The organism is Catenulispora rubra, assembly GCF_015356825.1.
GTDB lineage: Bacteria > Actinomycetota > Actinomycetes > Streptomycetales > Catenulisporaceae > Catenulispora > Catenulispora rubra.
The window spans coordinates 80,778-105,184 of the sequence record NZ_JAACYW010000001.1 but is presented as its reverse complement, the minus strand read 5'-3'; the positions used below and the strand labels follow the sequence as shown (position 1 = coordinate 105,184).

Sequence of the window (24,407 nt, the reverse complement as noted above, 5' to 3'; positions counted from 1 at the left end):
GACGGCTCGATCGGATCACGCGTCGCGCAAGATCGATCTACCCCCGCTCAGCCACTGCGCCGCAATGCGTTCCTCGAGATAGCCATCCTCGAGTACGCCGGCGTCGAAGACCTCGTTGCCGCGGCTCGGCGGGAAGGTGAGGTCGCCGTAGACGTCGCCGATGCAGAATGCGTCGATCTCGGCGTCCGGTATTGGGAAATACAGCGAGTAGGACAGTACTTGGGCGCGGATCGCTTTTGCCCACAGCGTGCCGCCGTCGTCGCCGTGGTCGCACATCACCGCGGTCGCGACCTCCAGGGTGCCGCCGATTGACGCCGCGATGCCATAGCGGAACATCGCCGCGTTGGCCCACACGTCCCCCTGCACGACCAGCAGGCTGCCGTATCCGTCGCCGCCGGCGGTCGCGTCGAGCGTGCCGTCGACGATCAGGTCTCCGCGGATCGCGACCGCGTAGCCCCAGTCCCCGGTGTCGTCCAGTAGCTCTTCGGCGGTGGCGACGTGGACATCGCCGTCGTAGAACCGGACCTCCTTCGACGGGCAGTCCGGCCAGCTGACGTCGGGCATCCGCTGCTCGGCGGTGGCGAGGGGGATCACCTCGAAGGCGTCGACCGCGAGAGCGGGCCGGCCGCTGTGACCGACTGTGCGCACCCGCGGCGGGCCGAAGTCTTGTCGGGGAGCCTGATACACCTTGCTCGGGGCTGCTTCGCCGGAACCGTCGAAGTACAGCGCGCCGCGCATCCGGTAAGGCGGCCCCTGCTGAGTCCAGCCGGCGTACAGATGGCCGTCGCGCCACGGCAGAATGCTGGTGAGGCGGTACGGTGGCACCGTGGCGGGCGACGCCTGCAACCTGCCATCGTCTCCGAGTACGCCGACGAAGCCGTTCTCGCCGACGGCTACGAAGCAGTCCCGCCGCGGGTCGTAGTACAGACACTCCAGGTCGAGATCGGGAACGTCGTCGCAACGCACAGGCTGCTGTCCGGGAGCGGCGAGGTATAGCTGGCCTGCGTCGCCGGCCACCGCGAGGCGGCCGTCGGGAGCATAGGCGGCGTCGGTGAGCGGCGCACGTCCTGAGAACCACACATCTGCGGTGCCGTCGCCGGACCGGTGTATCAGCTGGCTGCCGGCGACGAACACCATCGTGCCGCCGGGCGCGGTGACCGCACTCACGATACGCTCGTTGGTGAACCGCGGGTGGACGTTCAGCTTCTCCGTCCGAGGGTCGAGCGTCGCGACGAAGCCCTCGTCCCCGGTGATCCCGATGAGCCCGCCGACGCTGGTCAGCGTGTAGAGGCACCCGTCGAACTGTGTCTCGACCTCCCGGACGCCCTTGTCCTCGTCCTCGTCCTCGGCGTCGACGCTGACGATCGAGACGTACCCGTGCTCCCCGGCGACCACAGCCGTCCGGTCGTCGAGCGGCAGCACCGCGCGCAGGCCATGTGCGTCGAGCGACCGCGCACGCCAGCCCCCGGCGTCGAACCGCAAGAGCCCACTATCGCCGCGACCGCCTCCGGCCGCCCAGATCACACCGTCGCGGCTGGCGAGCGCCAGCGGCCCCGGCACGCTGCCGAGCAGCGGGTGTCCGTCCTTCAGGAACGCTTCCATGGCCGGTGAGATTATCGTCGATGACTGACACGGAGCACCGCCTCGGACAACGTTCACAAACATCGCATCCTGATCAAGCGACTTGGCTCAGACTGGATGGGTGACAAGTGACTCCGCGACCGATGGAGACCCTGGTGCCGGACTGGTGGTGACCGGTTTCCTGCCGTCAAGTGACAGTTCGCGCGTTCGCGTCTACCAACTGCCGGGGCTGGTCAAACCGACGCAGCTTCCTCCCGCGCCCGCGCTGTTCGTCAACCGTGCGCGCGAGCTGCTGCGGCTTGACCGCATCCTGCGGGCACCAGAGCGGGACAGTCCGCTCGTCGTCATCACTGCGGTGGGCGGCAGGGGAGGAGTCGGGAAGACCACGCTTGCTCTTCGATGGGCTGAAGACCATGCTGACTCGTTCCCCGATGGCCAGCTGTTCGTCGACCTGCAAGGCTTCGCACCCGACAGCGAGCCACTGACCACATCAGCAGCGGTTCGGGCGTTTCTCGACGCACTCAAGGTCCCGGTGTCATCGATTCCAGAAAGCGTCGATGAGCAACTAGATCTATATCGCAGTCTGATGACCGGGCGTCGGATGGTAGTCATGCTCGACAACGCGGCCAGTTCGGACCAGATCGCCAGGCTCCTTCCGAAGAACCCGACATGCATGGTCGTCGTTACCAGCCGCAATCGGCTACCCGAACTCGCCGAGCTTGGCGTTGAGTCTTTGGAGCTTGACAGGCTGCCGAATGATGAAGCCCGCATGTTGCTGCAGCAGCGGCTCGGCGTCCCGCTCCTACCGGCCGTGCCCGGTGCCCTGGAGCGGATACTCGTTGTCTGTGCTGGTCTGCCGCTTGCGCTGGCCATCGTCGCCGATCGCGCTGTAGTCAGCAGGCAAGTGCCTCTAGGCGATCTGGCCGCGACGCTGGAGGAAGTAGCGAGGCAGATTCATCGGACCCGTGAGGCCGACGGTGAGCGAACGATCGAAACGATCGTTTCGTGGTCGTTCACTCTACTCACCGCTGATGAAGCGACCTCGCTCGGACTGCTTGCGTCGGCACCTGGACCGGACATCGGCTTGCGCGCGGCGTCCAATCTCCTTGGCCGGCCGGAGGACCTGACTGCGGCTCTCGCGACAGCCTTGGAGAGGCTGTCTCTCATTCAGCGGCTCGACGAATCCCGCTATCGAATGCATGACCTGATCCGTCTCCATGCCGCCAGAGCCGGCCGCGACCGCCTTGATGCGCAATCGCGGGTCAGTGCCATGCGGCGCTTGATCGACTTCTATCTGCACAGCGCCTATGCCGCAGATCGGCAGCTGGACCCGGACCGCGCCACGATCACCCTTCACCCTGCGGTGCCCGGCTGCATGCCGCAGGACTTCTCCGACGACGTCGAGGCTCTTGCGTGGTTCCACGCCGAGCACGCTGGTTTGATCGCAGCCCAACGCTTTGCCGTGGCGCAGGGCTGGCACGACGTCGTGTGGCAGCTCGCCTGGGTGCTCGACGATTTTCACATGAGGCAAGGCCTGCTGAGTGACCAGGTTGCGGTATGGCAGGTCGGCGTCGTCGCAGCCGAGCACGATGGAAACGCAGAGATCCAGGAACGAGCGCATCGCCTGCTGGGCAATGCCTACGCCCGTGCTGGTCGGTATCAGGAAGCATTCGCCCAACTTCAGGATGCCCTAGCGCTCGCGGAGAACATCGGCGATGTAGCTGGCCAGGCGCATACGCACTACGCCCTGACTCTCGCATTTGAGCACATTGGCGATATTCAGCTGGCCCAAGCGCATGCCGTACGGGGTCTGGAGCTGTACCAGCAGCTCGGGAACCGTACACGAGAAGCGACAATGTTGAATGCCTTGAGCTGGCTCTACGCAAGTGGCGGCGACCTCGTTAGTGCGTCCCACGCCGGTGAGCAGGCGCTGGCAGTTTTCGAGGAGCTTGGGCACCGTGAGGGTGCCGCCGTCACCTTGGACAGTCTCGGATACGTTGCTCGGCTGTCTGGCCACTTCGATACTGCCCGCAGCCGCTACGAAGCCGCGTTGGAGATCTTTCGTGACCTCCAAGACGCCTACCAACAGGCCACCACACTCGGTCACCTCGGTGACGTTTGGGCAGCCCTCAGCGAGGACGAGACTGCGCGCGCCTCGTGGCAGACAGCGCTGGAGCTGTTCGAGAGCCAGCAGCGAATCTCAGAAGCCGAACGTGTTCGCGAACAGCTCACTCGACTTCCAGAGAAGACGGACACGATCTCCATCAGCGTCTACCTTTCGGATGCTGCCACCGCCTCCGGAGTCGAAACCGAGATCGAGAACCTGCTGGCGACGGCCGGTCTTGTCGCCTTCGACCCCGAGCCGCCGGTCATCGAGTCCTGGTTTCGTCGGCAAAAGGCGCGCGCAGCCAAAGCCGCGTCCACGCCCGCGGGGAAGGAACTCATAGCCACCGCCGCGCACGCTGTCGAGGCGAAGACGGTGCAGGCCTGGGACGCGGAAGTCACCAGCAAGATGCTGGCGAACCTCGGTCCGGTGTTGACCGCCATCGAGCCCAACAACGAGGTCGTTCTCCGGATCGGCGCGATCCTTATCGTCAAGATCGACGGATCGCTCGGGGTGTACCAGCTGAACGCCTCCCAGCAGTTCGCTCTCGACCACGCGCCACAACTTGCCAAGGACGCGCACGAGATTCTGCGGGTGCTCAACCCTGATCAAAACCAAACCGTCAGGCTCGACAGCGGAGCAGGTTCGCCGCTGGAGCCCATCTGACAGCTAGGGCGCGTGGACTCGCTCGTTCTTGAAGCCGCGTTCGGAACCGCCCCTACTCGTAGACCACGGTCGCCGACGGAGTGTCCGGCACACCCTGGCAGGTGAGGACATACCCCTCGGCCACTTCTTCCTCGGTCAGCGCGTCGTTCACGCGCATGGTCGCGTGGCCCTCGGTGAGTTGGGCGATGCAGGTGGCGCAGTTGCCTGCCTCGCAGGAGAACGGAGGGAGCAGGCCCGCACGCCGAGCGCTTTCGAGCAGCGTCTCGCCGGCGTGCCGGGGCACCGATGCCCGCTTTCGGCCCAGAACGATGGTGACCGTCCCGTCGAGTTCGCCGCCGGGCTCCACGGCAGGCGCTTCGGCGTCGCCGCCGAACCGCTCGATCATGATCCGGCCGGGCCCGGGGAGCGCGGCTTCGACGATGTCCATGAACGGGGTCGGTCCGCAGACGTAGCAGTCGCCGTCGCCGTCCGCGCCGACGAACTCCCGGACGGCTGCCGTGTTGACCCAGCCGTGTTCGACGTCGAGATGACGCAGCACAGAGAACCGCGCCGGAAACCGCTTGGCCAGGTCCGTCAGCACCTTGTCGAAGATCATCGAGTCCCTGTCGCGGTCCGCGCACAACAGACGCACACGCCTCCCGGTGGTCGCCAGCGCACTCTTCGCGAGTGACAGGATCGGGGTGATCCCGCTGCCGCCAGCGAAGCCCAGCAGCGGTGCATCGGTCTCGCGCAGGCAGAAGACCCCCGCCGGGCGCGTCAGTTCGACTTCGTCGCCCTCGGTGAGGCTTTCGTGCAGCCAGTTGGAGACCTGGCCGCCGGGTATCCGCTTGACCGTCGTCATCAGCTCGCTGTCGGTCTCCGGGGCGCTCGACATCGAGTAAGAGCGCAGCAGCTCTGTGCCGTTCAATCGGACCCGGAAGGTGCAGAACTGCCCTGCGCGGTACTCGAACGGTCCTTCGTGGGGAGCTAGCACGTAGGTGCGCGCGTCGGCGGTCTCCTGAACGATCCGTGTCACGGTCGCCCGCTGGAACAGAGGGGGTCTCGGCATGCAACGACTCCTTCTGGAAGGTAAGTTCTACTGAGAGGAGAATACTATTCTCCGAGGTTTCGGCAACGACGAGTCGGTTGTGTAACGGCTTTGCGGCCAGGTCTTGAAGGGGCCTCGCGTCGCAACGACGCGTGCGAAGCTGAGATCGCTTGTGGGTCGTTGTTCGAAGCGGGGGACCATGAGATTCGGATTGCTGGGACCACTGGAAGTACACGTCGACTCGCGTCCTGTCCCTGTCCCGGGTGCGATTCCCCGGGCAGTCCTGGCGCTCCTTCTAACCAGCGCGAACCAGGTGGTCGGGACCGAAATCCTCGTCGATCGCATCTGGGGTGATGCCGCTCCGCGGGCCGCCTTGGCTTCGCTGCACAACCATGTGATGCGCCTTCGCAAGCAGCTCGGGCCGCGTGCCGGCGCCCGGGTGCGGACCCTGTCGCCGGGCTATGTCATCGACGTCGCCGCCGCCGAGCTCGACGTGTCCGTCTTCGAGCTGGCTTGCCGGCGGGGGCACCAGGCGCTGGCTGATGAGGACTGGGCTAGTGCCCGCCGGGAGTTCTCGCAGGCTATCGCGCTTTGGCGCGGCGAGCCGGGCGCCGGGCTGCCGGTCGGCGTGGTCCCGATGGCTGATGTGCAGCGGTTGGTTGAGATGCGGTGGTCGGCCTATGACGGCCGGATCACCGCCGACCTCCGGTTGGGCCGCTACAGCGAGGCTTTGCCCGATCTGCGGATTCTCACTGTGGAGAACCCGTTCGCGGAGGACTTCCACGCGAAGTTGATGCTCACCTTGCACCAGGTCGGGCGTCAGGGGGAGGCGCTGGCCGCGTACCAGAACCTCCGCAAAGGCCTGATCGACGAACTGGGTGTGGAGCCCTCGGCCCGTCTGTCCGCGCTGAACGAGCGGATTCTGGTCGCCGATCCCGAACTCCAGAGTGTCGGCGTCGATCGTGATCCGCCGATACCGGCGCAGGCCGGAGTTCCGCGCCCACTCGGTGTCGCGCCGCATTCCGTGCCGGCGCAGTTGCCCAGGGACGTCCGGGATTTCACCGGGCGGCAGACAAGTGTCGCAGAGCTCTGTGAGCTCCTGCTGGAGGGCGCTGCGGACGGTCAGGCACGGCCGGTCGTGGTCTCGGCGGTCACCGGCATCGGGGGAGTGGGCAAGACGACGCTCGTCCTGCACGTCGGACACCGGGTCCTGGACGAATACCCGGATGGCCAACTCTACGTCGACCTGCGCGGCACCAGCGACGTACCGCGCGACCCGACCGGGGTTCTCGCTGACTTCTTGAGCGATCTGGGCGAACCTGCAGGGTCCATCCCGCAGGACGCGGCGGCCTGCCAGGCCAGGTTCCGCTCGGTGAGCGCAGGTCGCAGACTGTTGATCGTCCTGGACGACGCCCGCGACGCCGCGCAGGTGCGACCGCTGTTGCCGGGAAGCGGCGCTTGTGCGGTACTGGTGACGAGCCGTGGACGGCTGTCGGGCCTGGCCGGTGCGGTCGGAATGAACCTGGGCTTCCTGACGTCATCCGAGGCGAGAGAGCTACTCACCTCGGTAGTCGGCCCGGCACGGGTCCGCGCTGAGCCCGAGGCGGTCGAGCGGGTCCTGGGTTTCTGCGGTGGCCTGCCGCTGGCCGTCCGGATCGCCGCTTCGCGCCTGGCCTCGCGGCCGACCTGGACCGTCGCCGCGTTCGCGGACCGCCTCGCCGACGAACGCCACCGGCTGGACGAGTTGCGGGTCGAGGACGTCGCGGTGCGGGCGACGTTCGAGCTGAGCTACGCGAGTCTGCAGGACGTCGATACCGCCACGGCCACTCTAGCCGCAACCGAAGGGCCGGCTGTGGTCAGCCCGGCCCGGGCGTTCCGACTGCTCGGGCTCCTTCCCGGCCCCACCTTCGCGGCGTCCGCCGCTGCGGTGCTCTTCGATCTGCCGCTCCATCGCACCGAGGACCTGCTGGACTCCCTCGTCGTAGCGAACCTGTTGGATGAACCGTCGCCCGGTCGTTTCCGCTTCCACGACCTGCTCCGGACGTTCGCCACCGAACTGGCCTGGTCCGAGGAGCCCGCATCGTCGCGCGCCGCCGCCGTGTCGCGGCTGCTCGGCTGGTACGTCCACACCGCGGCGGCGGCAGTCCGTTGTGCCCGCCCCTACCGTACGAGCGATATCGAGATTCCCGAGATCACCGAGGCCCCGAATCACCCGATCCCCGTGTTCGACTCGTACGACGGGGCGATGTCCTGGTATGACCAGGAGCGGAGGGGCCTCGTGGCGGCGGTGGGATTGGCCGAGCGGATGGAACGCCACGACGTCGCCTGGCAGCTCCCTTACATGATGTTCGGGTTCTTTTATCTCCGCAATCACACGGCGGACTGGGTCGCGACCCATGAGGCGGCAATCGCTGCGTCCCGGAAGCTCGGCCATGTTCAGGCTGAGGCGCTGATTTGGAACAGGCTCGGCAACGCTTACTACGTCCTGAACAAGTACACCGACGCCATGGTGTGCTACGAACGCTCGCTTGCCGGCATGCAGACTTTCGGCGACCGCTACGGCGAGGCGAAGGCCTTGACCAACCTCGGCGTGCTGAGCGCTGAGCTCGGCCGATATGACGAAGCACTCGAATACAACGCGAAAAGCATGGAGCTGTACCAGGAACTCGGCGACCTGTACGGGCATGTGGACAACCTGAACAACCGTGCCGATGTGCTGCGTCAGGTCGGCCGTCTGCAAGAAGCCGCCGAGACGACGGCCAAGGCGCTCGGATTCGTCCGTGAACATGGCCTTCGCGGTAACGAGGTGTACCTGCTGATCACCTCCGGCGAGATCCACGAGGCCCTCGGCCTGGACCACGAAGCACTCGACGACTTCCAAGCGGCAGCCGAGAGTGCACGCGGTATAGGCAGCCTGCGTCTGGAGGCGATATCCCTGGATCTGGCAGGCCGACGGCTGGCGGCCCGCGGACGGACGTCCGAGGCTGTCGACGCCTGGCGTAAGGCGCTCGCCATCATGAAGGAGTCAGGCGACCCGATGGCTTCCGAAGTCGCGGACCGACTCTACGCGACCTTGGATGAAGCACCATCAATGCCCTGATGAATGACGGCGGCTTGAGGTCCCCCAGCCCCAGTTCATCGCGCCCGCCGAACCTTGTTCTCCGTCTCCTGCCAGACCCCACCGGTCAGACGCTGTACCCGCCATCGACGCCGAGCGCCTGGCCGCTGATGAAGCCGGCACGGTCCGAAGCCAGGAACGCGACCGCTTCCGCGATGTCCGTCGCGCTTCCGAAGCGCCGCAGCGGGATGTTCCGCCGGGTGATCTCCAGAGCCGCGTCGTCGAGCTCGCCGGAGCTGATGAGCCGACCGGCGATGCCGTCGGTCAACATGCCCGGGGCGACGCAGTTCACGCGGACGCCGAACCGGCCCTCCTCGGCGGCCAGGGCGCGCGCCACCGCCTCGACGGCGCCCTTCGTCCCGGATGACAGCCCGTCGCGCACGGGGAAGCGGCGCGTGGCCACGGTGGTGACGGCGACGATGTTGCCCTGGGTCTTGCGAAGCTCGGGGAGCGCCGGGTGCACGAGGTTGAAGAAGGCGACAGCGTCCGCGTCGAGCTGAGCACGGTACTGACTCGGCGTGACCTTGCTCAGGTGCACCATCGGCACGTGCGGTCCGGCTGCGTAGACGAGTGTGTGGATGCCGCCGAAGACGTCGGCCGTCGTCGCGACGGCCTCCGCCGCGGCCGATTCGTCGCCCAGGTCGAGCTGAAGGGCGAGGGCACGCCGCCCGATCTCTTCGACCTTGTCGGCCAAATCGTGGGCCGCGGCCTTGTTGGAGCGATAGCTGAACACCACGTCGCTGCCCCGCCGCGCCATGGTCCTCACGATCTCCGCGCCGATCCCGCCGGTGCCGCCGGCGATGAACGCGGCTCCCTCCCGGCCCGCGAAATCCCACAACGCGTCGTCATCCATACTCGGCCGTCCTTTCCTCACGTGGTCGCGCCGCAGCTGCCTCAAAGCCCGAGGGACTTGGCGATGATGACCTTCATGACCTCGCTGGTCCCGGCGTAGATTCGGGCGATGCGCGCGTCCGCATACAACCGGGCGATCGGGTACTCAAGCATGTAGCCGTACCCGCCGAACAGCTGCAAGCACCGATCCACAGCGCGGGCCTGCATCTCGCTGCAGAACAGCTTGATCTTCGCCGCGTCCGCCCCGGAGAGTCGGCGCTCGACGAGTTCGAGCACGCCGCGGTCGAGCATCGCCTGTGCTGCTTCGATCTCGGCGGCCACCGCAGCCAGCTCGAACTTCGTGTTCTGGTAGGACGCGACGGTGCTCCCAAATACCCTTCGCTCCTTCACGTAAGCGACTGTCGCATCGAGGGCCGCCCGCGCCTGGGCCACCGATCCGACCGCCACCGTCATCCGCTCCTGCGGGAGGTTGTGACCGAGGTATCCGAACGCCCGGCCCTCCTCGCCGAGTCGGTTCGCGACCGGAACTCGGACGTCCTCGAAAGACAACTCGACGGTGTCCTGCGCCTTGATGCCCAGCTTGTCCAGGACCCGGCCGCGGGTGAATCCCGGCATGCCATCCTCGACCACCAGCAGGGTCAGGCCGGCGCGCCGGTCGTCCGGATCGGTCGAGGTCCGTGCCACGACGATCACCAGGTCGGCGAGCAACCCGCCGGTGATGAAGGTCTTGGCGCCGTTGAGGATGTAGCCGTCCCCCTCGCGCACGGCGGTCGTTCGGATGCCCGCGAGGTCGGACCCGGTGCCCGGCTCGGTCATGGCGATGGCGGTCAGCAGGTCTCCCGATGCCAGGCCGGGGAACCACCGCTGCCGTTGCCCCTCGTTCACGTACGCGAGGAAGTAGGGGAGGACGACGTCGAGCTGGGTCCGTACCGTTCCAAGGGTGACGTGCGCGCGCGCCGCCTCCTCCTGCAGAACGACGTTGTAGCGGTAGTCGTCGAGCCCCGCGCCGCCGTATTCCTCGGGGACGGCGATGCCCAGCACACCGAGGGACCCCAGCTTCCGGAAGACCTCCCGAGGGAAGCGTCCGTCCTTTTCCCATTCGGCGTAGTGCGGGACGACGTCCTTGGCCACGAAATCCCGAACGAGCTCCCGGAAGCTCTCGTGGTCAGGGGTGAAGACTTCTCGGCGCACGGCGGCTCCTCGGGCTGGTGGATCGTACGGATGTCAGGAGCGCGCTTCGCCCCGAAGCGAGGCGATCTCGTCGGAGCCGATCCCGAGCTCGCCGAGGACCGTGTCAGTGTGCTGGCCCAGCGCGGGAACGGCGCCCATCGGCGGGCGGTAGCCGGCGATGACCGGCGGCGGCAGAAGAGCCGGTATCGGCCCGTTGGGAGTCTCGACGTCGCGCCATCGGTCGCGGGCGGCGAGGTGGGGGTGGGCGATGACGTCGCTCGGGGTGTTGTAGCGGGAGTTGCCGATCCCTGCCGCGTCAGCACTGCTCTGCACGTGGGCCAGATCGTGTGCGGCGCACCATGCGCTGATCGCGGCGTCCAGCAGGGCCCGATGCTCGACGCGGCCCGGATTGGTCCGGAAGCGCTCGTCGTCGGCCAGATCGGGACGGTTGAGCAGGCCGCGGGCGAGTCTTTGCCACTCGCGGTCGTTCGTGGTGCCGAGTACGACTGTCTGTCCGTCGGCGGTGGCATACGAACCGTACGGAGCCACCGCGGGCGAGCTCATGCCGAGCGGCTGCTGGTCGACTCCGGAATGCCGGGTGTAGTTCAGCGCATACCCCATGAGTTCCGTCATGGTGTCGAACAGGCTTACCGCGACCGCTGTGTGGCTGCTGCGGCCGGTGCGTTCGCGGTCGCGCAGCAAAGCCATGATCGACAACGCCGCGTACAGACCGGTGCAGACGTCCGCCATCGGCGGGCCGGCCTTGGCCGGCGCGCCGGGCTGACCGGTGATCGAGCAGGCTCCCGATTCGGCCTGGACGAGCAGGTCGTAGGCGCGTTTGTGGGAGAGTGGGCCACCGGGCCCGTACCCGTCGATCTCGACGGCGATGAGCCCGGGATGGCGCGCGGCCAGGTCGTCCGGCGCGATGCCGAGCTTGGCCGTGGCTCCCGGGGCGAGGTTGGACACCAGCACGTCGGCCCGCGCGAGCAACCGGTGCAGCACCTCCATCCCGGCCGGGTCCCGCAGGTCCAGGGTCACGGACTCCTTGCCCCGGTTCAGCCAGACGAAATGCGCCGCCAAGCCGTTGACCACGTCGTCGTAGTGCCGCGCGGAATCACCGCCGTCCGGGTTCTCCACTTTGATCACCCGGGCGCCGAAGTCGCCGAGGGTGCGAGTGCACACGGGCGCCGACACAGCTTGCTCCAGCGCCACCACGGTGATTCCGGCCAGCGGGCCGGTCGAGGACCCGGCGGAGGCGTCGGTTTCCGGGCTACCGGGCATTGATCCGGCCCCGCAGTTCGTCCTTGAGGACCTTTCCGCCGGCGTTTCGCGGCAGCAGATCCACGAAGTGGACCTGCCTCGGTACTTTGAAGTTCGCCATGTGCGCACGGGCCCAGCCGATGACCTCCCGTGCGCTGGTCTTCTGGCCGGAGCGCAGCACGACGAAGGCGCAGCCGACCTCGCCGAGCCGATCGTCGGGGACGCTGACGACCGCGGCCTGTTCGATCGGGCCGAACCCGAGGAGGATCTTCTCGATCTCCGCCGGATAGGCGTTGAAGCCTCCGACGATGTACATGTCCTTTTTGCGATCGACGATGGTGAGGTTTCCCTCGCCGTCGAGCAGCCCCACGTCGCCGGTGTGCAGCCAGCCGTCCGAGTCGACGGTCGCCGCCGTCGCTGCGGGGTCGTCCCAGTAGCCGCGAGTGACGTTGTAGCCGCGGACCAGAACCTCGCCGGGTCGCTTCGTCGGGACGTCGTCTCCGGAGTCGTCCACGATTTTGACCTCCACGTCCGGGATGGGACGCCCCGAGGTGCTGGCCACGGTCGCCTCGGAGTCTGCGAGGCGGGTCGTCGTCACCAGCGCCGATGCCTCCGTGAGTCCGTAGGCGCTCATGACGATGTCGAAGGTCAACTCCGACTTCATCGCGCGGATCAGCGATTCCGGCACAGTGGTGCCGCCGGTCATCGACACCCGCAACGACGACACGTCGAACGAGGCGCGCCTGGGGTGGTTGAGCAGGTCCGAGAAGATCGTCGGTGGCCCCAGCATGATGCTGACACGCTCCTTGCTGATGGTCTCCAGGGCCTTCCCGGCATCGAAGACCGGCATCGGGACGACCGTCACTCCGTGGATCAGCGACGCCAGCCACCCCGCCTTGTAACCGAAGCAGTGGAAGAAGGGCGGGACGATGAGGAAGACGTCGGAGTCGGTGAAGGTGTACTCCTCGGCCATCCAGCCGTAGGCCCGCAGGGACTGGCCATGGGTCAGCATGACGCCCTTGGGATGGCCGGTGGTGCCGGACGTGAACATCACATCGGAGATGTCGTCTGGTCCGAGCCGTTCGATCGACGTGTGGGCTCGGGCCGGCGGGACCGCCTTGCCTGCTTCGAGAAACTCCTGCCACGACAAGCCCGCGGCACCCTGCGGACCCAGGATCGACACCGTGTGTACCAGGGCCGGCAGACGCGGATCGGCCTCCTTCAGAGCGCTGATGTAGTCGTTGTCCAGGAAGGTCGACGCGAACAGCGCCTTGGCCCCCGACTTGCGCAGGATGTAGGAGAGCTCCCCGGACTTGAATCTGGTATTGAGCGGGACCACCACCCCTCCGGCTCCGAGGATTCCCAGCGCGGCGATGATCCATTCCGCGGAGTTCGGAGCACACAGCCCGACGCGGTCTCCGGGCTTGATGCCCAGCGCGATGGCGGCCTGGACCGACTCGACCATCTGCTCGGCCAGCTCGCGGTAGCTGCAGCGGTATTCGCCGTCGATGACGGCCGCCGCGTCGCCGTAACGGATCGCCGTGTCCCGAACGGCATGGGGGATGCTCAGGTGTCGCTGGTCGTAGCGCATGGATGGACTCCCTTCGCGATCAGTCGGGCGACGGCAGGTGCAGGACGCGCTTGGCGATGATGTTCCGCTGGATCTGCGACGTTCCGCCGTAGACGGACGCCGCACGGGAGTAGAGGTAGTCCCCGAAGAGGTCGTCGGCCTCCCCGACCAGTGCCTCCGGGAACACCCTGAGCGCTGTTTCGTACAACCGCTGCTCGGTCGCGGTCATCAGCAGTTTGTCGATCGAGGATTCCGGGCCGGCGATCTGTCCGTCCAGGCGTTCGGCGGTCCGCCGCCGTGCGTGGGCCACAAGGACTTCGAAGTCCACGACGCATCGGCCGATCTCGGATCGGAGCCCGTCGGGAAGATCGTCCCCCCGGTCGCGGACGACCTGGCGCAGCCGTTCGACGACGAGGCCGTATTTGGAGATGTGGCCGGTGTCCAGCGCGTTGCGCTCGTAGGACACCGTCGCCATGGCGAGCGGCCATCCTTCTCCCTCGGCACCGATCAGTTCCGATTCCTCGACGCAGACCTCGTCCAGGAACAGCTCGCAGAACTCGTCGTCGCCGTTCGCCGCTCGCAGCGGCTGCACGGTCACGCCGGCTCGGGACAACGGGAGTACGAACGCCGAGATCGAGCTGTGCCGAGGCGCGGCCCGGTCGGTCCGTGCCAGCAGCAGACAGAGATCGGAGTACTGCGCGTAGCTGGTCCAGAGCTTCTGCCCCCGCACGATGAAGTGGTCACCGTGCCGTTGCGCGACCGTCGTCATTCCCGCCAGGTCCGAACCGGCGTCCGGCTCGCTGAATCCCTGGCACCAGACATCGTCGCCGGCGAGCATCCGCGGTAGCAGGCGAAGCCGCTGCTCCTCGGATCCGAAACCCAGGATCGCGTGGGCGAGGTAGCCGATCCTTGGTACACCGGGCGCCCCGCATGCCGCCAGTTCCTCGCTGATCGCGACCTGATGCAGAGTGCTGAGACCGCGTCCGCCATAGATCTCGGGGACGTCGAGGCCGACCCAGCCTCCGGAATGGAGCAGGCGGTGCCACCGGTGCAGGAACGCGGGCACCGGCTCGTCCGGAAGCCGTTCCGGAACCGGATGCCGGGCCATCCATGCGCGGAAGTCCCGCCGCAGCTGCCCGAGTTCGGCCGGGTCCCCGAAGTCCAAGGGCATGTCGGTCATGCGGCGTCGTCCGGACCAGCCAGTGCCGCCAGCAGATCAGCGGTCGTCGCCAGCGTCACGCTGCCGACAAGAATCTTGCGGAGATACAGGTGCGCGGAGTGTTCCCAGGTCTGCGCGACGCCGCCGAACACCTGCATGGCGGCCCGGATCGCCTCCGGAAGAGAGGTGTTGGCCTCGGCCTTCGCGACCCGCGCAGCTTTCAGTGCCTCCGCGGCTTGGTGGTGGTCAAGGGACCAGGCGGCATACCTGACGGCGCTGGTGCAGGCTTCCACGAGGACGGTCGCGTCGGCGAGTAGGTGTTGCACGGCTTGGTACGACCCGATCGCACGACCGTACTGCCGGCGGTAGCGGGCGTAGTCGACGCTCCGCTGCAGGAGTGCGCGAGTTGCGCCCAGGAGTTCGCTGCTCACCATCACGAGCGCGAAGGACTGCCACTGCTTGTGCTGCGAGGGATCGAGCCGTCCGATGACCTCGGCGGGTGAGTCCGAGGGGACCGTGCGAACGCTGCGGGTGAGGTCTGCGGTCGGTATCGGCGAGCCGAGTGGGACGGCGCTCACCGTGCCGTCGCTGCTGATCCTCAATGCGCTGTCCGCGCCGTCACAGTCCCAGGCGATAAGTCCGCTCGACGCGGAGCCGGGAAACCGGAGATCGCGGGCGAGGGCGATGGTCGTCCTGGGACTGGATCCGGCATCCGCGCCGAGCAGCCGGAGCAACTCCGGAGCCAGAAGCAGCGGCCCGACGAACGAGGTCGTCATCGGCAGGCGGCCGTGCTCCTCTGCGAGAAGTGCGCACTCCTGCGAGGTCGCGGCCGGCGGCGTGGATCCGCGCAGCCCGGTCAGGCCCAGCTTGACGAGTGACTCGCGGGCGGCTGCCGGGCGCGCTGATCCGGTGTCGGCCGCATCGGAGTGGAACTCCGTCACGAACGCGCGGACCATGTCGCCGACGAGGGCGAATTCAGTGGCGTCCACGGCTAGCTCTCTTCGGCCGCCGTCGCAGCCCGATCCGCAGCCTGATTCGCGGCCCGTTGCTGCTCCCGCGACATCATCTCGCCGATGATCCGGACATGATCAGGGCTGGACATCGTCAGCTGCTCGGCGAGCAGCGCGGCCTCCATGGCGCCGCGGGTCACGTGTAGGGCCAGCTGCCCGAGCGCCAACTTCGTCGCGCGCAGTGCCTCCGCGGGTTGGGCTGCCAGGCGCCGGGCCAGCTTGAGAGCCTCGTCCAGCAGGTCCGCGGCCGGCACGGTCCGGTTCGCCAGGCCCAGTTCGACCGCCGTGGCGGCGGGGATCCGGTCCCCGGTGAACAGGTACTCCTTCACCCGGAGCAAGCTCGTGAGCAAGGGCCAAAGCGTCACGCCGCCGTCGCCGGCCACCAGGCCCACCGAGATGTGAGGATCGGCGAGGTAGGCGTCCTCGGCGATCAGCACCAGGTCGCATCCGAGGGCGAGGCTACAGCCCAGCCCGACCGCCGGGCCGTTCACCGCGGCGATGACGGGCAGGGGGAAACGGAGCATCGCGAGCTGGATGGCCCGGTCGAATTCGGCCGATCGTTTGCGGAGCTCCGGATCAGTGTGATGGCGCTGCAGATGCTCCAGGTCCCCGCCGGCGCTGAATGCGCGGCCCGCACCTGTGAGCACCACGGCGCGCGCGTCCGAGTCTTCCCTGATCTCACCCCACACCTCGGACAGCCGCTCGTGGAGTTCCGCCGAGACGCTGTTGAGCCGCTCGGGCCTGTTCAGGGTGACGACGCGGACGTCGCCGTCGGTTTCCACCGTCAGCACAGATCCCACTTCGGCCATGGATGTGTATTCTCCTTCAGTGAGAATGTGCTTCTCAAAATAGCCCATCGAGACGGGAGGCGTCCATCGCCGTGGACTTTGGACTGACCGACGATCAGGAGACGATCCGCGATGCCGTCGCCGGGCTGATGCGTGACTTCGACGACCGGTACTGGATGGAGAAGGACCTCGCCCACGAGTTCCCCGCCGAGTACTACGCCGCGATCGCGCGCGGCGGCTGGCTGGGCATGACCGTTCCGGAACAATACGGCGGCCACGGCCTGGGCATCACCGAGGCCAGCATCCTGCTGGAAGAGGTCGCACGGTCCGGCGGCGGAATGAACGCCGCCAGCGCGATCCACATGTCGATCTTCGGGATGCATCCCGTCGTGCTGCACGGTTCTGACGAACTCAAACAGCGGACGCTGCCGCGCATCGCTACCGGCGACCTCCACGTCTGCTTCGGCGTGACCGAGCCGGAGGCCGGCCTGGACACGACGGCGATCACCACGTTCGCTCGGCGCGACGGCGATCACTACCTCGTCAACGGTCGCAAAGTCTGGATCTCCAAGGCCGTCGAGTCTGAGAAGATCCTGCTCCTGACGCGGACCACGAAGCTCAGCGAGGTGGCCAAGCCGACCGATGGGATGACGCTGTTCCTCACCGATCTGGACAGCGACCGGATCGAGGTACGCCCGATTCCCAAGATGGGCCGGAACGCGGTCACCTCCAACGCGGTGTTCATCGACGATCTCCGGGTGCCGGTCGAGGACCGCGTGGGGGAGGAGGGCCAGGGATTCCGCTATCTGATCGACGGTCTGAACCCCGAGCGCATGCTGATCGCCGCCGAGGCGCTCGGGATCGGTCGCGTGGCGATGGACAGGGCCGTGCGCTACGGCAACGAACGCGTCGTGTTCGGCAGGCCGGTCGGCATGAATCAGGGGATCCAGTTCCCGCTCGCCGACTCGCTCGCCCGACTGGACGCGGCTGAACTCGTCCTGCGCAAGGCGACGTGGCTCTACGACAACGGCAGGCCGTGCGGACGGGAGGCGAACACCGCCAAGTACCTGTGTGCGGAAGCCGGGTTCGACGCCGCCGACCGGGCCGTGCAGACCCACGGCGGGATGGGCTATTCCGAGGAGTACCACGTCGCCCGGTACTTCCGGGAGGCCCGGCTGATGCGGATCGCGCCGGTCAGCCAGGAGATGGTTTTGAACTATCTGGGATCACACGTTCTGGGATTGCCGAGGAGCTACTGATGCGCGCTGGAAACGGGCTGTTCGATCTGACGGGACGGTCTGCGCTGGTCACGGGTGCTGCCGGCGGTATCGGGGCGGCCGTGGCCCGGGCTCTGGCGCGCGCCGGAGCCGCGGTGCTGGTGACTGACGTCGACGGCCCGGCTGCGGCGGCCGTCGCCGCGGAGATCTCCACCGAGGGAGGTACGTCGCAGAGCACTGCTTTGGACGTGTGCGACCGGGCTTCGGTCGAGGCCGCGGCGGTTCAGGCCGCGGGGCTGGCCGGCGGCACACTGCACATCGTCGTCAACATCGCCGGTGCGACGGCGCCGGCGATGTTCGCGAACCTCTCCGCGGAGTCGTTCCGGCGCATGCTCGACGTCCACCTGATGGGCACCTTCCACTGCTGCCAGGCCGCGATGTGGCTGCTGCCGACCGACGGCACGGGCCGGATCGTCAACGTGACGTCGTCGGCGGGCATCACCGGAACGCTCGGCCAGGTCAACTACTCCGCCGCCAAGGCCGGTGTCATCGGCCTGACCAAGTCGCTGGCCCGTGAGCTGGCGCCCAGGCAGGTGACCGTCAACGCGCTGGCGCCGCTGGCCGCGACGCCGATGACCGAGACGATACGGACCGACGAACGGTTCGCCGACAAGATGCTCGCCCGCATCCCGATGGGCCGCTGGGCCGAGCCCGACGAGGTCGCCGGAAGCTTCGTGTTCCTCGCCTCCGACGCCGCGTCGTTCATCACCGGCCAGGTGCTCCCCGTCGACGGCGGTCTGGTGATGTGAGGCTGCTACTTCGGCGGGAACCGCAGACCGCCGTCCAGGCGGATGACCTCGCCGTTGAGGTAGTCGTTCTCGCAGATCTGCTGGACCAGCGCCGCGTACTCGGCGGGGTGGCCCATGCGCTTGGGGTGCGGGATCTTCGGTCCCCAGTAGGCCTCCAGCTGGTCCGCGGACGTGCCGTAGGCCGGAGTCAGGAAGGTCCCCGGGGCGACCGTGACGACGCGGACGCCCAGCGGGGCCAGGTCCCGCGCGGCGACGAGCGTCATACTCGCCACTCCGCCCTTGGCCGCGGCGTAGGGGAGCTGGCCGATCTGGCCTTCGTAGGCTGCGATGGAGGCGGTGTTGACGATGACGCCTCGGTCCCCGTCGACCGGCTCGGTCCGGGCGATCGCCGCGGCGGACAAGCGCATCACGTTGAACACGGCCGTCAGGTAGAACTCGATGGTCTTTCGGAAGCCGTCCAGGTCCAAGGGCGTGCCGTCCTTGCCGATGAGTCGTCCGCCGGTCGCCGGTCCGCCATGGGTGTCCACGGAGATCCGGAGCGGTCCGGCGGCCTCCGCCTCGGCGACGGCCGCGGTGACCGAGGCCTCGTCGGTGGCATCGGTGCGGACGTAGACGACGCCCAGTTCGTCCTGGAGCGCCTTCCCCTTCTCGTCCGCCAGGTCGGCGACGACCACCTTCGCTCCAGCGGCGTGCAGGCGGCGGACCGTCGCCTCACCCAGGCCGCCGGCTCCGCCGACCACGATCGCGGAGCTCCCCTTGATACGCATCGTTCCTCCTCTTGCGAGCAAGGTTCTACTCAGATGAGAATAGCGTTATCATGAATATCACGATGATCCTCGAAATGGCAGCCTCGGCCGGCGACCGTGCGGCGGTCACGGCGGACGGTCGTTCCCTGACCGCCTCGGAGCTGCTGACTCTCGCCCGAGGTGCCGCGCATCGGTTCCGGGACCACTCGGCGGTGCTCTACCTCGGCACGAGCCATCTCGCCTACCCCGTCGCCCTGTTCGGCGCGGCGATCGCGGGCGTGCCGTTCATCCCGGTGAACTACCGGCTCGGCGACGAGCAGACGGCGGCGATCCTGGCCCGCCACCCCGGCGCGCTGGTCCTGCGTCAGGCCGAGCTGGACATCCTGCTCATGCGCACCGAGCCGCCGGCGGAGGCCGAAGAACCCGCGGGCCAGGACCCGGATTCCGTCGCAGTGGTGCTCTATACGAGTGGCACGACCGCCGAGCCGAAAGCCGCGACGCTGCGCCACCGGCACCTGCTCAGCTACATCTGGAACACCCAGGAGTTCATGGCCACCGAGGAGGCCGAGGCCACTTTGGTGGCGGTCCCGCCCTATCACGTCGCCGGGCTCATGAACCTGCTGACCAACCTCTATTCCGGGCGCCGAGTGGTGTACCTCGGTCCCTTCGAAGCCGTGGCGTGGCTGGAGACCGTACGGCGGGAGGGGGTCACGCACGCGCTGGTCGTCCCCACGATGCTCGCCCGGATCGTGACCGCGGTCCGTGGCGACGACGCCCGCACGCCGACCCTTCGCAGCCTCGCGTACGGCGGCGCGCGCACGCCTCGCACCGTGGTCGAGCGGGCGCTGCGGATCTTCCCGGACACCGGGTTCGTCAATGCCTACGGGCTGACGGAGACGGCGTCCTCGGTCACCGTCCTGGGGCCTGAGGACCACCGGCGGGCGCTGGCGGCGAGCGATCCCGCGGGCCGGGACCGGCTCGGCTCCGTCGGGCGGCCGCTGCCCGGCGTGGAGATCCAGATCCGTACCGAGGCCGGTGAGCCGTCCGATGCCGGCGAGACCGGCCTGGTCTTCCTGCGCGGCGAGCAGATCGCTGGCGAGTACGGCGGCCGGAGCGTGCTGGACGCCGACGGCTGGTTCGCCACGCGCGACCGGGGCCGGCTGGACGCCGAGGGCTACCTGTTCATCGAAGGGCGGGCGGACGACACCATCATCCGGGGCGGGGAGAACATCGCTCCGGCCGAGATCGAGGACGTCCTGCTGGCCTGTCCCGGGATCCTCGAGGCGGCGGTCGTCGGCCTGCCGGACCCGGAGTGGGGGCAGCGGATCGCGGCCGTCGTGGTCGGCAGCGGCGATCCGGACGACATCAGGCAGTGGGTCAAGGAACGGCTCCGCTCGTCCAAGACGCCTGACGTCGTCGTGTTCCGCTCAGAACTGCCCAAGACCGACACCGGAAAGCTGCTTCGCCGAACTCTGCTGGCCGAACTGGAGACCTCTCATGCCTGAAGCCGTCATCGTGTCCGCTCAGCGCACGCCCGTCGCTGTGGCCAAGAAGGGGATGCTGCGCGACACCTCGGTGTACGACCTCGCCGATCATATCGTGAGCGCTGCGGCCTCCGGCCTCGACCCGGCCGCGGTCGACGACGTCATCCTCGGTGAGGGACTGCACGGCGGAGGAGTGATCGCCCGGCACGCCGCGATCACCGCTGGCCTCACGTCGGTGCCGGGCCTGGCACTCAACCGGCACTGCGCCGCCGGGTTGGCAGCGGTCGAGCGCGCAGCTGCGGGCATCCGCGCCGGCATGGACGAACTCGTCATCGCCGGCGGCGTGAATTCCGCCTCCACCGCGCCGAAGTCCAAGCTCGCGCAGGGCGAGGACTGGATCGATCCGTGGCTCCCGCCGACCCACCCCGACCGGCCGGACGCCCCGAACGCGGACATGACGATCACCCTCGCCTGGAACACGGCGGTCAAGATGGGCGTGACCCGCGAGGAGATGGACGCCTGGGCCCTGCGCTCGCACCGCAACGCCGTGCGCGCCGTCGACGAGGGTCGGTTCGACGCCGAGATCGTCCCGATCAAGACCCAGCACGGTCTGTTCCAGGCCGACGAGAACCCGCGCCGCGATACCAGCATGGAGAAGCTGGCCGCGCTCAAGCCGGTCCACCCGGAGATCGAGGGATTCAGCATCACCGCGGGGAACTCCAGCGGCGCCAACGACGGCGCGGCCGCCCTCGTGGTCGCCAGCGACCGCCTGGGACTGCCGGTCCTGGGCACGGTCCGTGCGTGGGCGTCCGTCGGCGTCGACCCGGCCGAGACCGGGCTGGCTCCCGTGAAGGCGATCCCGAAGGTGCTCGCGCGCTGTGGGCTGTCGGTCTCCGACGTCGACCTGTTCGAGATCAACGAGGCGTTCGCGGTGGTGCCCGTCGTCGCGGTCAAGGTGCTCGACCTCGACCCGGACCGGGTGAACGTGTACGGCAGCGGCTGCTCCCTGGGCCACCCCGTCGCCGCCACCGGAGCCCGGATGCTGACCACGCTCGTCCACGAGCTGCGCCGCCGCGGCGGCGGCATCGCGGTCGCGGCGATGTGCGCGGGCGGCGGGATGGGCTCGGCGATGGTCGTGGAAGTACCGGCTCCCTGAGCGGGATACTCCGCCTTGCGAAGTCGCTGGGCCGCGGTGGAGCCCGTGTCCGCAGCACTCGCAGAGCTACACGATCATGCGAGATGCCGCTCGGCGGGTCATCGGCGGGCTCTATGAAAACGGCGAAGCCCTCAGTGGCCCGGCGCAACTGTCAGGCCCGCTAATCAGGATGCCAACGGGCCCGCGACTTGGCAGTCTGAGGTGATGACAAGCGCTCTGACCTCTCTCGCCGGCACCTTGCTCCGTGGTGTGCTGCCCTACCCCGACCTTTCGCGGCGTCGGCGAGTACGCGCGAGCGCGCGCAAGCTCGTAGTGTGCCGCCGCTGGCCCGAAGACAGCGCGGTTACCGGGCAGGACCTCGCCCAGCTGGCACTGCTGCGGGTTCTGTATCTTCAGGAGGAAACCAGGCGGGCGACACGGTCCCGGCAGCACGAGGCGGCGGTGCTGCTGGCCAGATCCGCGCTGGAGGCCTGCATCCTGGGCCTGTATTGTCTGCACACTCCCGCCGCGTTTCCCGGGCTCCGCCGGGCCCACCTCAAGGCGGGCCTCGACTCGCTGGGCTTCCTCGTCGACGACGGGCTGATCCCTCAGCAGTTGCTCGAACAAGCCGTCGCCACGCTCGGCACGCCGGGCCGGGCCACGAATGTCAAGGACATGGCCGCCGCGATCGACAAGGCGACCGGAGGGCGTGACGCCGCGAGGCTTTACAGCCGCATCTACATCCCCACCTCGACGTTCTTCGTCCACGCCAACGCCGCCTCGTTGCTGCGGCACGTCGGCCCCGAGGACTCGCTCACCGCGCAGCCCAGCAAGAACTGGGCGCGGAGGTCGCCGGTTCGCCTGGCCGACGCCTGCGTCGGGCTGCTGGCAGCCGCTATCGCAGCGGATCGCGGCTCTCCGCCCCAGGAGTTCGCTACCTACGCCCGGGACCACATCGCCCGGGTGCTCACCCCAATGGTTGTCATGGCAGGCAAGCAGGCCGCCGGCCGCTCGGGGCTGGCGCGGCAGGCGGCGATACTGCTCGAGATCCGACGGATGCAGCGTTACCTGCAAGCCCCCCAGGTCTTGAACGATTCCGCACAACAGCGGGAAGCCAAGGTCAGGGCCTTGTTCGGCCGGATCGTCCCGGCGATGGTGGGTCCCGACGTCCCCACAGCAGCGATTCAGCTGGTCGTGGACCATTTCGTCGAGGTCATCCTGCGAGAGACCGAGCAGCTGCACTCGCCGCACGCGTAACCGACCACGACCTGACCTCACCTGGGCGCTCACGGACAGCAGGTGACCCAAGGCTACCGATGTCAGGACATTCATAATCTTGGCCAAGCGGGTTGTGCGATCCCTACCCGCTTCTGCCCCTGTCAACGTAAGGTGACGTCGGTAACTTCCCAGTGACGGGAGCGAAACCGATGACGACGAATCGGCGTGAGGAGATCCTCGACGCGGCGGTCGAGGTCTTCGCCGAGCGGGGCTACAGGGGGGCCTCGTTCGACGCGATCGCCGAGCGGGCCGGCCTCACCAGGCAAGGCGTGCTGCACTACTTCCCGAGCAAGAAGAAGCTCATGGTGGCGATCCTCCAGCACCGGGAGGATCTTGCCCGCAGGCATCTCGTCGAGCACCTCGGCCAGGGGCAGGCCGACGAGGACGAGGACGTGCCTGGCAAGATCGCCGAGATCGTCGCCTTCGACCATCTGAATCCGGCTCTGACCCAGGTCTACAGCATGCTGATGGCCGAGAGCATCGTTCAGGGCGACGGGGCGCGGCAGGACATACAGAACCACTACCGCACACTACTGGAATACATGACCGAGCAGATCGCCGTGCGGTACGGCCCCGTCCTGGGCAACGGTCTGACTCCGCGCGCCGCAGCGACAGCCATGATCGTGATGCTCGACGGCATCCAACAGCAGTGGCTGCTGAATCAGGACGAGACGGACTACCCCACGATCATGCGAGACGTGATGTCCGTCGTGCTGGGGCCCAAGCCCGGATGAAGTCGGCAGCGGCGGCCACAGCCTCCGACTCCAGTGCCGCCGCGTCCAGCCGAATGGACAGGTCGACCGACACCCCGGACCGCGCTGCACGTGAGGCGAACGCCAACGAGTCGTCCAGCAGGGGATCGTTGCCCGCAGCCAGGAGGCGGATCGGCGGCAGCCCGTGGAGGTTTCCGTACACAGGGCTCAGCGACGGATCGGTCCGCACGGTCCCGGCGGCGTAGGCGGCCGCGCGCCCGCGGAGCAGCGTGATGTCGAAGGTGGGATCCGCTGCGGCGTTGAGCGAGACGCTCGGCGCCTCCAACGTCAGGTCGAGCAACGCCGATATCAGGACACCGCACTGTGGCGGTTCGACGCCGTGGTCCCGCAGGCGGAGCATGAGGGCCACGCCGAGTCCGGCTCCCTGGCGCTCGCCGACCACCGCGGTCGGGCCCAGTTCCTGGCAGTACTCGAACCCGTCCTGGACGTCCTCCAGGGCAGTCGGGAAAGCGGAGTCGTAGTCGCAGCACAGGACGGGGGCGCCCGAAGCCAGGGCGATACGGCCGGCTGCCAGGCGTGCCGGCGCCGAGTCGTTGGCCAGGTGCCGATCCCCGTGGAGATAGAGGACAACGGCTTCGCTGGAGTGCTGCGGCCGCACGATCGGGCCGACGGGGCTCATCTCGATACGAACGTCACCTGCCATGGAACATCACACCTTCG

Annotated in this window: 19 protein-coding genes; 8 read left to right on the top strand and 11 right to left on the bottom strand. The window is 67.9% G+C overall.

Annotation, left to right across the window (positions count from 1 at the left end; genetic code table 11):
- Window positions 1-15 precede the first annotated feature (15 nt).
- The gene (locus tag GWK61_RS00455) at window positions 16-1,602 is read right to left on the bottom strand and encodes a WD40 repeat domain-containing protein (protein WP_194903695.1); all 1,587 of its coding nucleotides are present in this window, start codon (window positions 1,600-1,602) and stop codon (window positions 16-18) included.
- Window positions 1,603-1,702: 100 nt separating this feature from the next.
- Here GWK61_RS00455 and GWK61_RS00450 point away from each other — a divergent pair, with 100 nt between their 5' ends.
- Entirely contained in the window at window positions 1,703-4,351 is a 2,649-nt protein-coding gene (locus GWK61_RS00450; protein ID WP_194903693.1) for an ATP-binding protein, read from the top strand.
- Between the two features lie 52 nt (window positions 4,352-4,403).
- Here the strand turns inward: GWK61_RS00450 and GWK61_RS00445 are convergent, their stop codons facing one another.
- Window positions 4,404-5,399 (bottom strand): ferredoxin--NADP reductase, encoded by a 996-nt coding sequence (locus GWK61_RS00445; RefSeq protein WP_194903691.1) that lies wholly within the window; start codon window positions 5,397-5,399, stop codon window positions 4,404-4,406.
- Window positions 5,400-5,577: 178 nt separating this feature from the next.
- Here GWK61_RS00445 and GWK61_RS00440 point away from each other — a divergent pair, with 178 nt between their 5' ends.
- Window positions 5,578-8,478: an AfsR/SARP family transcriptional regulator gene (locus tag GWK61_RS00440; protein ID WP_228561513.1), complete on the top strand. Its 2,901-nt coding sequence runs from the start codon at window positions 5,578-5,580 to the stop codon at window positions 8,476-8,478.
- Window positions 8,479-8,563: 85 nt separating this feature from the next.
- Here the strand turns inward: GWK61_RS00440 and GWK61_RS00435 are convergent, their stop codons facing one another.
- The 7 genes from GWK61_RS00435 to GWK61_RS00405 are packed head-to-tail and all read right to left on the bottom strand — an operon-like array spanning window position 8,564 to window position 16,326.
- Complete coding sequence (locus tag GWK61_RS00435) at window positions 8,564-9,349, bottom strand: SDR family NAD(P)-dependent oxidoreductase (RefSeq protein WP_194903687.1); 786 nt, start codon at window positions 9,347-9,349, stop codon at window positions 8,564-8,566.
- 41 nt (window positions 9,350-9,390) lie between these two features.
- The gene (locus GWK61_RS00430; RefSeq protein WP_194903685.1) at window positions 9,391-10,539 is read right to left on the bottom strand and encodes an acyl-CoA dehydrogenase family protein; all 1,149 of its coding nucleotides are present in this window, start codon (window positions 10,537-10,539) and stop codon (window positions 9,391-9,393) included.
- 33 nt (window positions 10,540-10,572) lie between these two features.
- Window positions 10,573-11,799, bottom strand: coding sequence for a CaiB/BaiF CoA transferase family protein (locus GWK61_RS00425; RefSeq protein ID WP_194903683.1), 1,227 nt, complete (start codon window positions 11,797-11,799; stop codon window positions 10,573-10,575).
- Window positions 11,789-13,369, bottom strand: coding sequence for a FadD3 family acyl-CoA ligase (locus GWK61_RS00420; protein WP_194903680.1), 1,581 nt, complete (start codon window positions 13,367-13,369; stop codon window positions 11,789-11,791). The genes GWK61_RS00425 and GWK61_RS00420 overlap by 11 nt, the downstream gene beginning before the upstream one ends.
- Before the next feature lie 19 nt (window positions 13,370-13,388).
- Window positions 13,389-14,528, bottom strand: coding sequence for an acyl-CoA dehydrogenase family protein (locus tag GWK61_RS00415; RefSeq protein ID WP_194903678.1), 1,140 nt, complete (start codon window positions 14,526-14,528; stop codon window positions 13,389-13,391).
- Complete coding sequence (locus GWK61_RS59180) at window positions 14,525-15,496, bottom strand: acyl-CoA dehydrogenase family protein (RefSeq protein ID WP_194903677.1); 972 nt, start codon at window positions 15,494-15,496, stop codon at window positions 14,525-14,527. Before GWK61_RS59180 ends, GWK61_RS00415 begins: the two co-directional genes overlap by 4 nt.
- A 2-nt stretch (window positions 15,497-15,498) precedes the next feature.
- Window positions 15,499-16,326 carry an enoyl-CoA hydratase/isomerase family protein gene (locus GWK61_RS00405; RefSeq protein ID WP_194903676.1) on the bottom strand — a complete coding sequence of 276 codons (828 nt, stop codon included), beginning with the start codon at window positions 16,324-16,326 and terminating at the stop codon, window positions 15,499-15,501.
- Between the two features lie 71 nt (window positions 16,327-16,397).
- Here GWK61_RS00405 and GWK61_RS00400 point away from each other — a divergent pair, with 71 nt between their 5' ends.
- Both GWK61_RS00400 and GWK61_RS00395 read left to right on the top strand, forming a co-directional pair.
- Window positions 16,398-17,564 carry an acyl-CoA dehydrogenase family protein gene (locus GWK61_RS00400; RefSeq protein ID WP_194903675.1) on the top strand — a complete coding sequence of 389 codons (1,167 nt, stop codon included), beginning with the start codon at window positions 16,398-16,400 and terminating at the stop codon, window positions 17,562-17,564.
- Entirely contained in the window at window positions 17,564-18,331 is a 768-nt protein-coding gene (locus GWK61_RS00395; protein ID WP_194903674.1) for an SDR family oxidoreductase, read from the top strand. The genes GWK61_RS00400 and GWK61_RS00395 overlap by 1 nt, the downstream gene beginning before the upstream one ends.
- Before the next feature lie 5 nt (window positions 18,332-18,336).
- Here the strand turns inward: GWK61_RS00395 and GWK61_RS00390 are convergent, their stop codons facing one another.
- On the bottom strand, window positions 18,337-19,098 hold the full coding sequence (locus GWK61_RS00390; protein ID WP_194903673.1) for an SDR family NAD(P)-dependent oxidoreductase: 762 nt from the start codon (window positions 19,096-19,098) through the stop codon (window positions 18,337-18,339).
- A 50-nt stretch (window positions 19,099-19,148) separates the two neighbouring features.
- Between GWK61_RS00390 and GWK61_RS00385 the strand changes: the two genes are divergently transcribed.
- The 4 genes from GWK61_RS00385 to GWK61_RS00370 all read left to right on the top strand — a co-directional run bounded on the left by GWK61_RS00385 (window position 19,149) and on the right by GWK61_RS00370 (window position 23,708).
- Window positions 19,149-20,582 (top strand): class I adenylate-forming enzyme family protein, encoded by a 1,434-nt coding sequence (locus GWK61_RS00385; RefSeq protein WP_194903672.1) that lies wholly within the window; start codon window positions 19,149-19,151, stop codon window positions 20,580-20,582.
- Window positions 20,575-21,717: a thiolase family protein gene (locus GWK61_RS00380; protein ID WP_194903670.1), complete on the top strand. Its 1,143-nt coding sequence runs from the start codon at window positions 20,575-20,577 to the stop codon at window positions 21,715-21,717. Before GWK61_RS00385 ends, GWK61_RS00380 begins: the two co-directional genes overlap by 8 nt.
- A 204-nt stretch (window positions 21,718-21,921) precedes the next feature.
- Window positions 21,922-22,953 carry a hypothetical protein gene (locus GWK61_RS00375; protein ID WP_194903668.1) on the top strand — a complete coding sequence of 344 codons (1,032 nt, stop codon included), beginning with the start codon at window positions 21,922-21,924 and terminating at the stop codon, window positions 22,951-22,953.
- Between the two features lie 170 nt (window positions 22,954-23,123).
- Window positions 23,124-23,708: a TetR/AcrR family transcriptional regulator gene (locus GWK61_RS00370; RefSeq protein ID WP_194903666.1), complete on the top strand. Its 585-nt coding sequence runs from the start codon at window positions 23,124-23,126 to the stop codon at window positions 23,706-23,708.
- Here GWK61_RS00370 and GWK61_RS00365 read toward each other — a convergent pair.
- Complete coding sequence (locus GWK61_RS00365; protein WP_194903664.1) at window positions 23,662-24,390, bottom strand: alpha/beta hydrolase fold domain-containing protein; 729 nt, start codon at window positions 24,388-24,390, stop codon at window positions 23,662-23,664. The genes GWK61_RS00370 and GWK61_RS00365 overlap by 47 nt on opposite strands.
- Window positions 24,391-24,407 lie beyond the last annotated feature (17 nt).

Coding starts and splice junctions, on each gene's coding strand:
- GWK61_RS00455 (WP_194903695.1), bottom strand. CDS start 1,602: ATGGAAGCGTTCCTGAAGGACGGACACCCGCTGCTCGGCAGCGTGCCG.
- GWK61_RS00390 (WP_194903673.1), bottom strand. CDS start 19,098: ATGCGTATCAAGGGGAGCTCCGCGATCGTGGTCGGCGGAGCCGGCGGC.
- GWK61_RS00405 (WP_194903676.1), bottom strand. CDS start 16,326: ATGGCCGAAGTGGGATCTGTGCTGACGGTGGAAACCGACGGCGACGTC.
- GWK61_RS00415 (WP_194903678.1), bottom strand. CDS start 14,528: ATGACCGACATGCCCTTGGACTTCGGGGACCCGGCCGAACTCGGGCAG.
- GWK61_RS00395 (WP_194903674.1), top strand. CDS start 17,564: ATGCGCGCTGGAAACGGGCTGTTCGATCTGACGGGACGGTCTGCGCTG.
- GWK61_RS00370 (WP_194903666.1), top strand. CDS start 23,124: ATGACGACGAATCGGCGTGAGGAGATCCTCGACGCGGCGGTCGAGGTC.
- GWK61_RS00440 (WP_228561513.1), top strand. CDS start 5,578: ATGAGATTCGGATTGCTGGGACCACTGGAAGTACACGTCGACTCGCGT.
- GWK61_RS00380 (WP_194903670.1), top strand. CDS start 20,575: ATGCCTGAAGCCGTCATCGTGTCCGCTCAGCGCACGCCCGTCGCTGTG.
- GWK61_RS00385 (WP_194903672.1), top strand. CDS start 19,149: ATGAATATCACGATGATCCTCGAAATGGCAGCCTCGGCCGGCGACCGT.
- GWK61_RS00365 (WP_194903664.1), bottom strand. CDS start 24,390: ATGGCAGGTGACGTTCGTATCGAGATGAGCCCCGTCGGCCCGATCGTG.
- GWK61_RS00420 (WP_194903680.1), bottom strand. CDS start 13,369: ATGCGCTACGACCAGCGACACCTGAGCATCCCCCATGCCGTTCGGGAC.
- GWK61_RS00375 (WP_194903668.1), top strand. CDS start 21,922: ATGACAAGCGCTCTGACCTCTCTCGCCGGCACCTTGCTCCGTGGTGTG.
- GWK61_RS00445 (WP_194903691.1), bottom strand. CDS start 5,399: ATGCCGAGACCCCCTCTGTTCCAGCGGGCGACCGTGACACGGATCGTT.
- GWK61_RS00435 (WP_194903687.1), bottom strand. CDS start 9,349: ATGGATGACGACGCGTTGTGGGATTTCGCGGGCCGGGAGGGAGCCGCG.
- GWK61_RS00425 (WP_194903683.1), bottom strand. CDS start 11,799: ATGCCCGGTAGCCCGGAAACCGACGCCTCCGCCGGGTCCTCGACCGGC.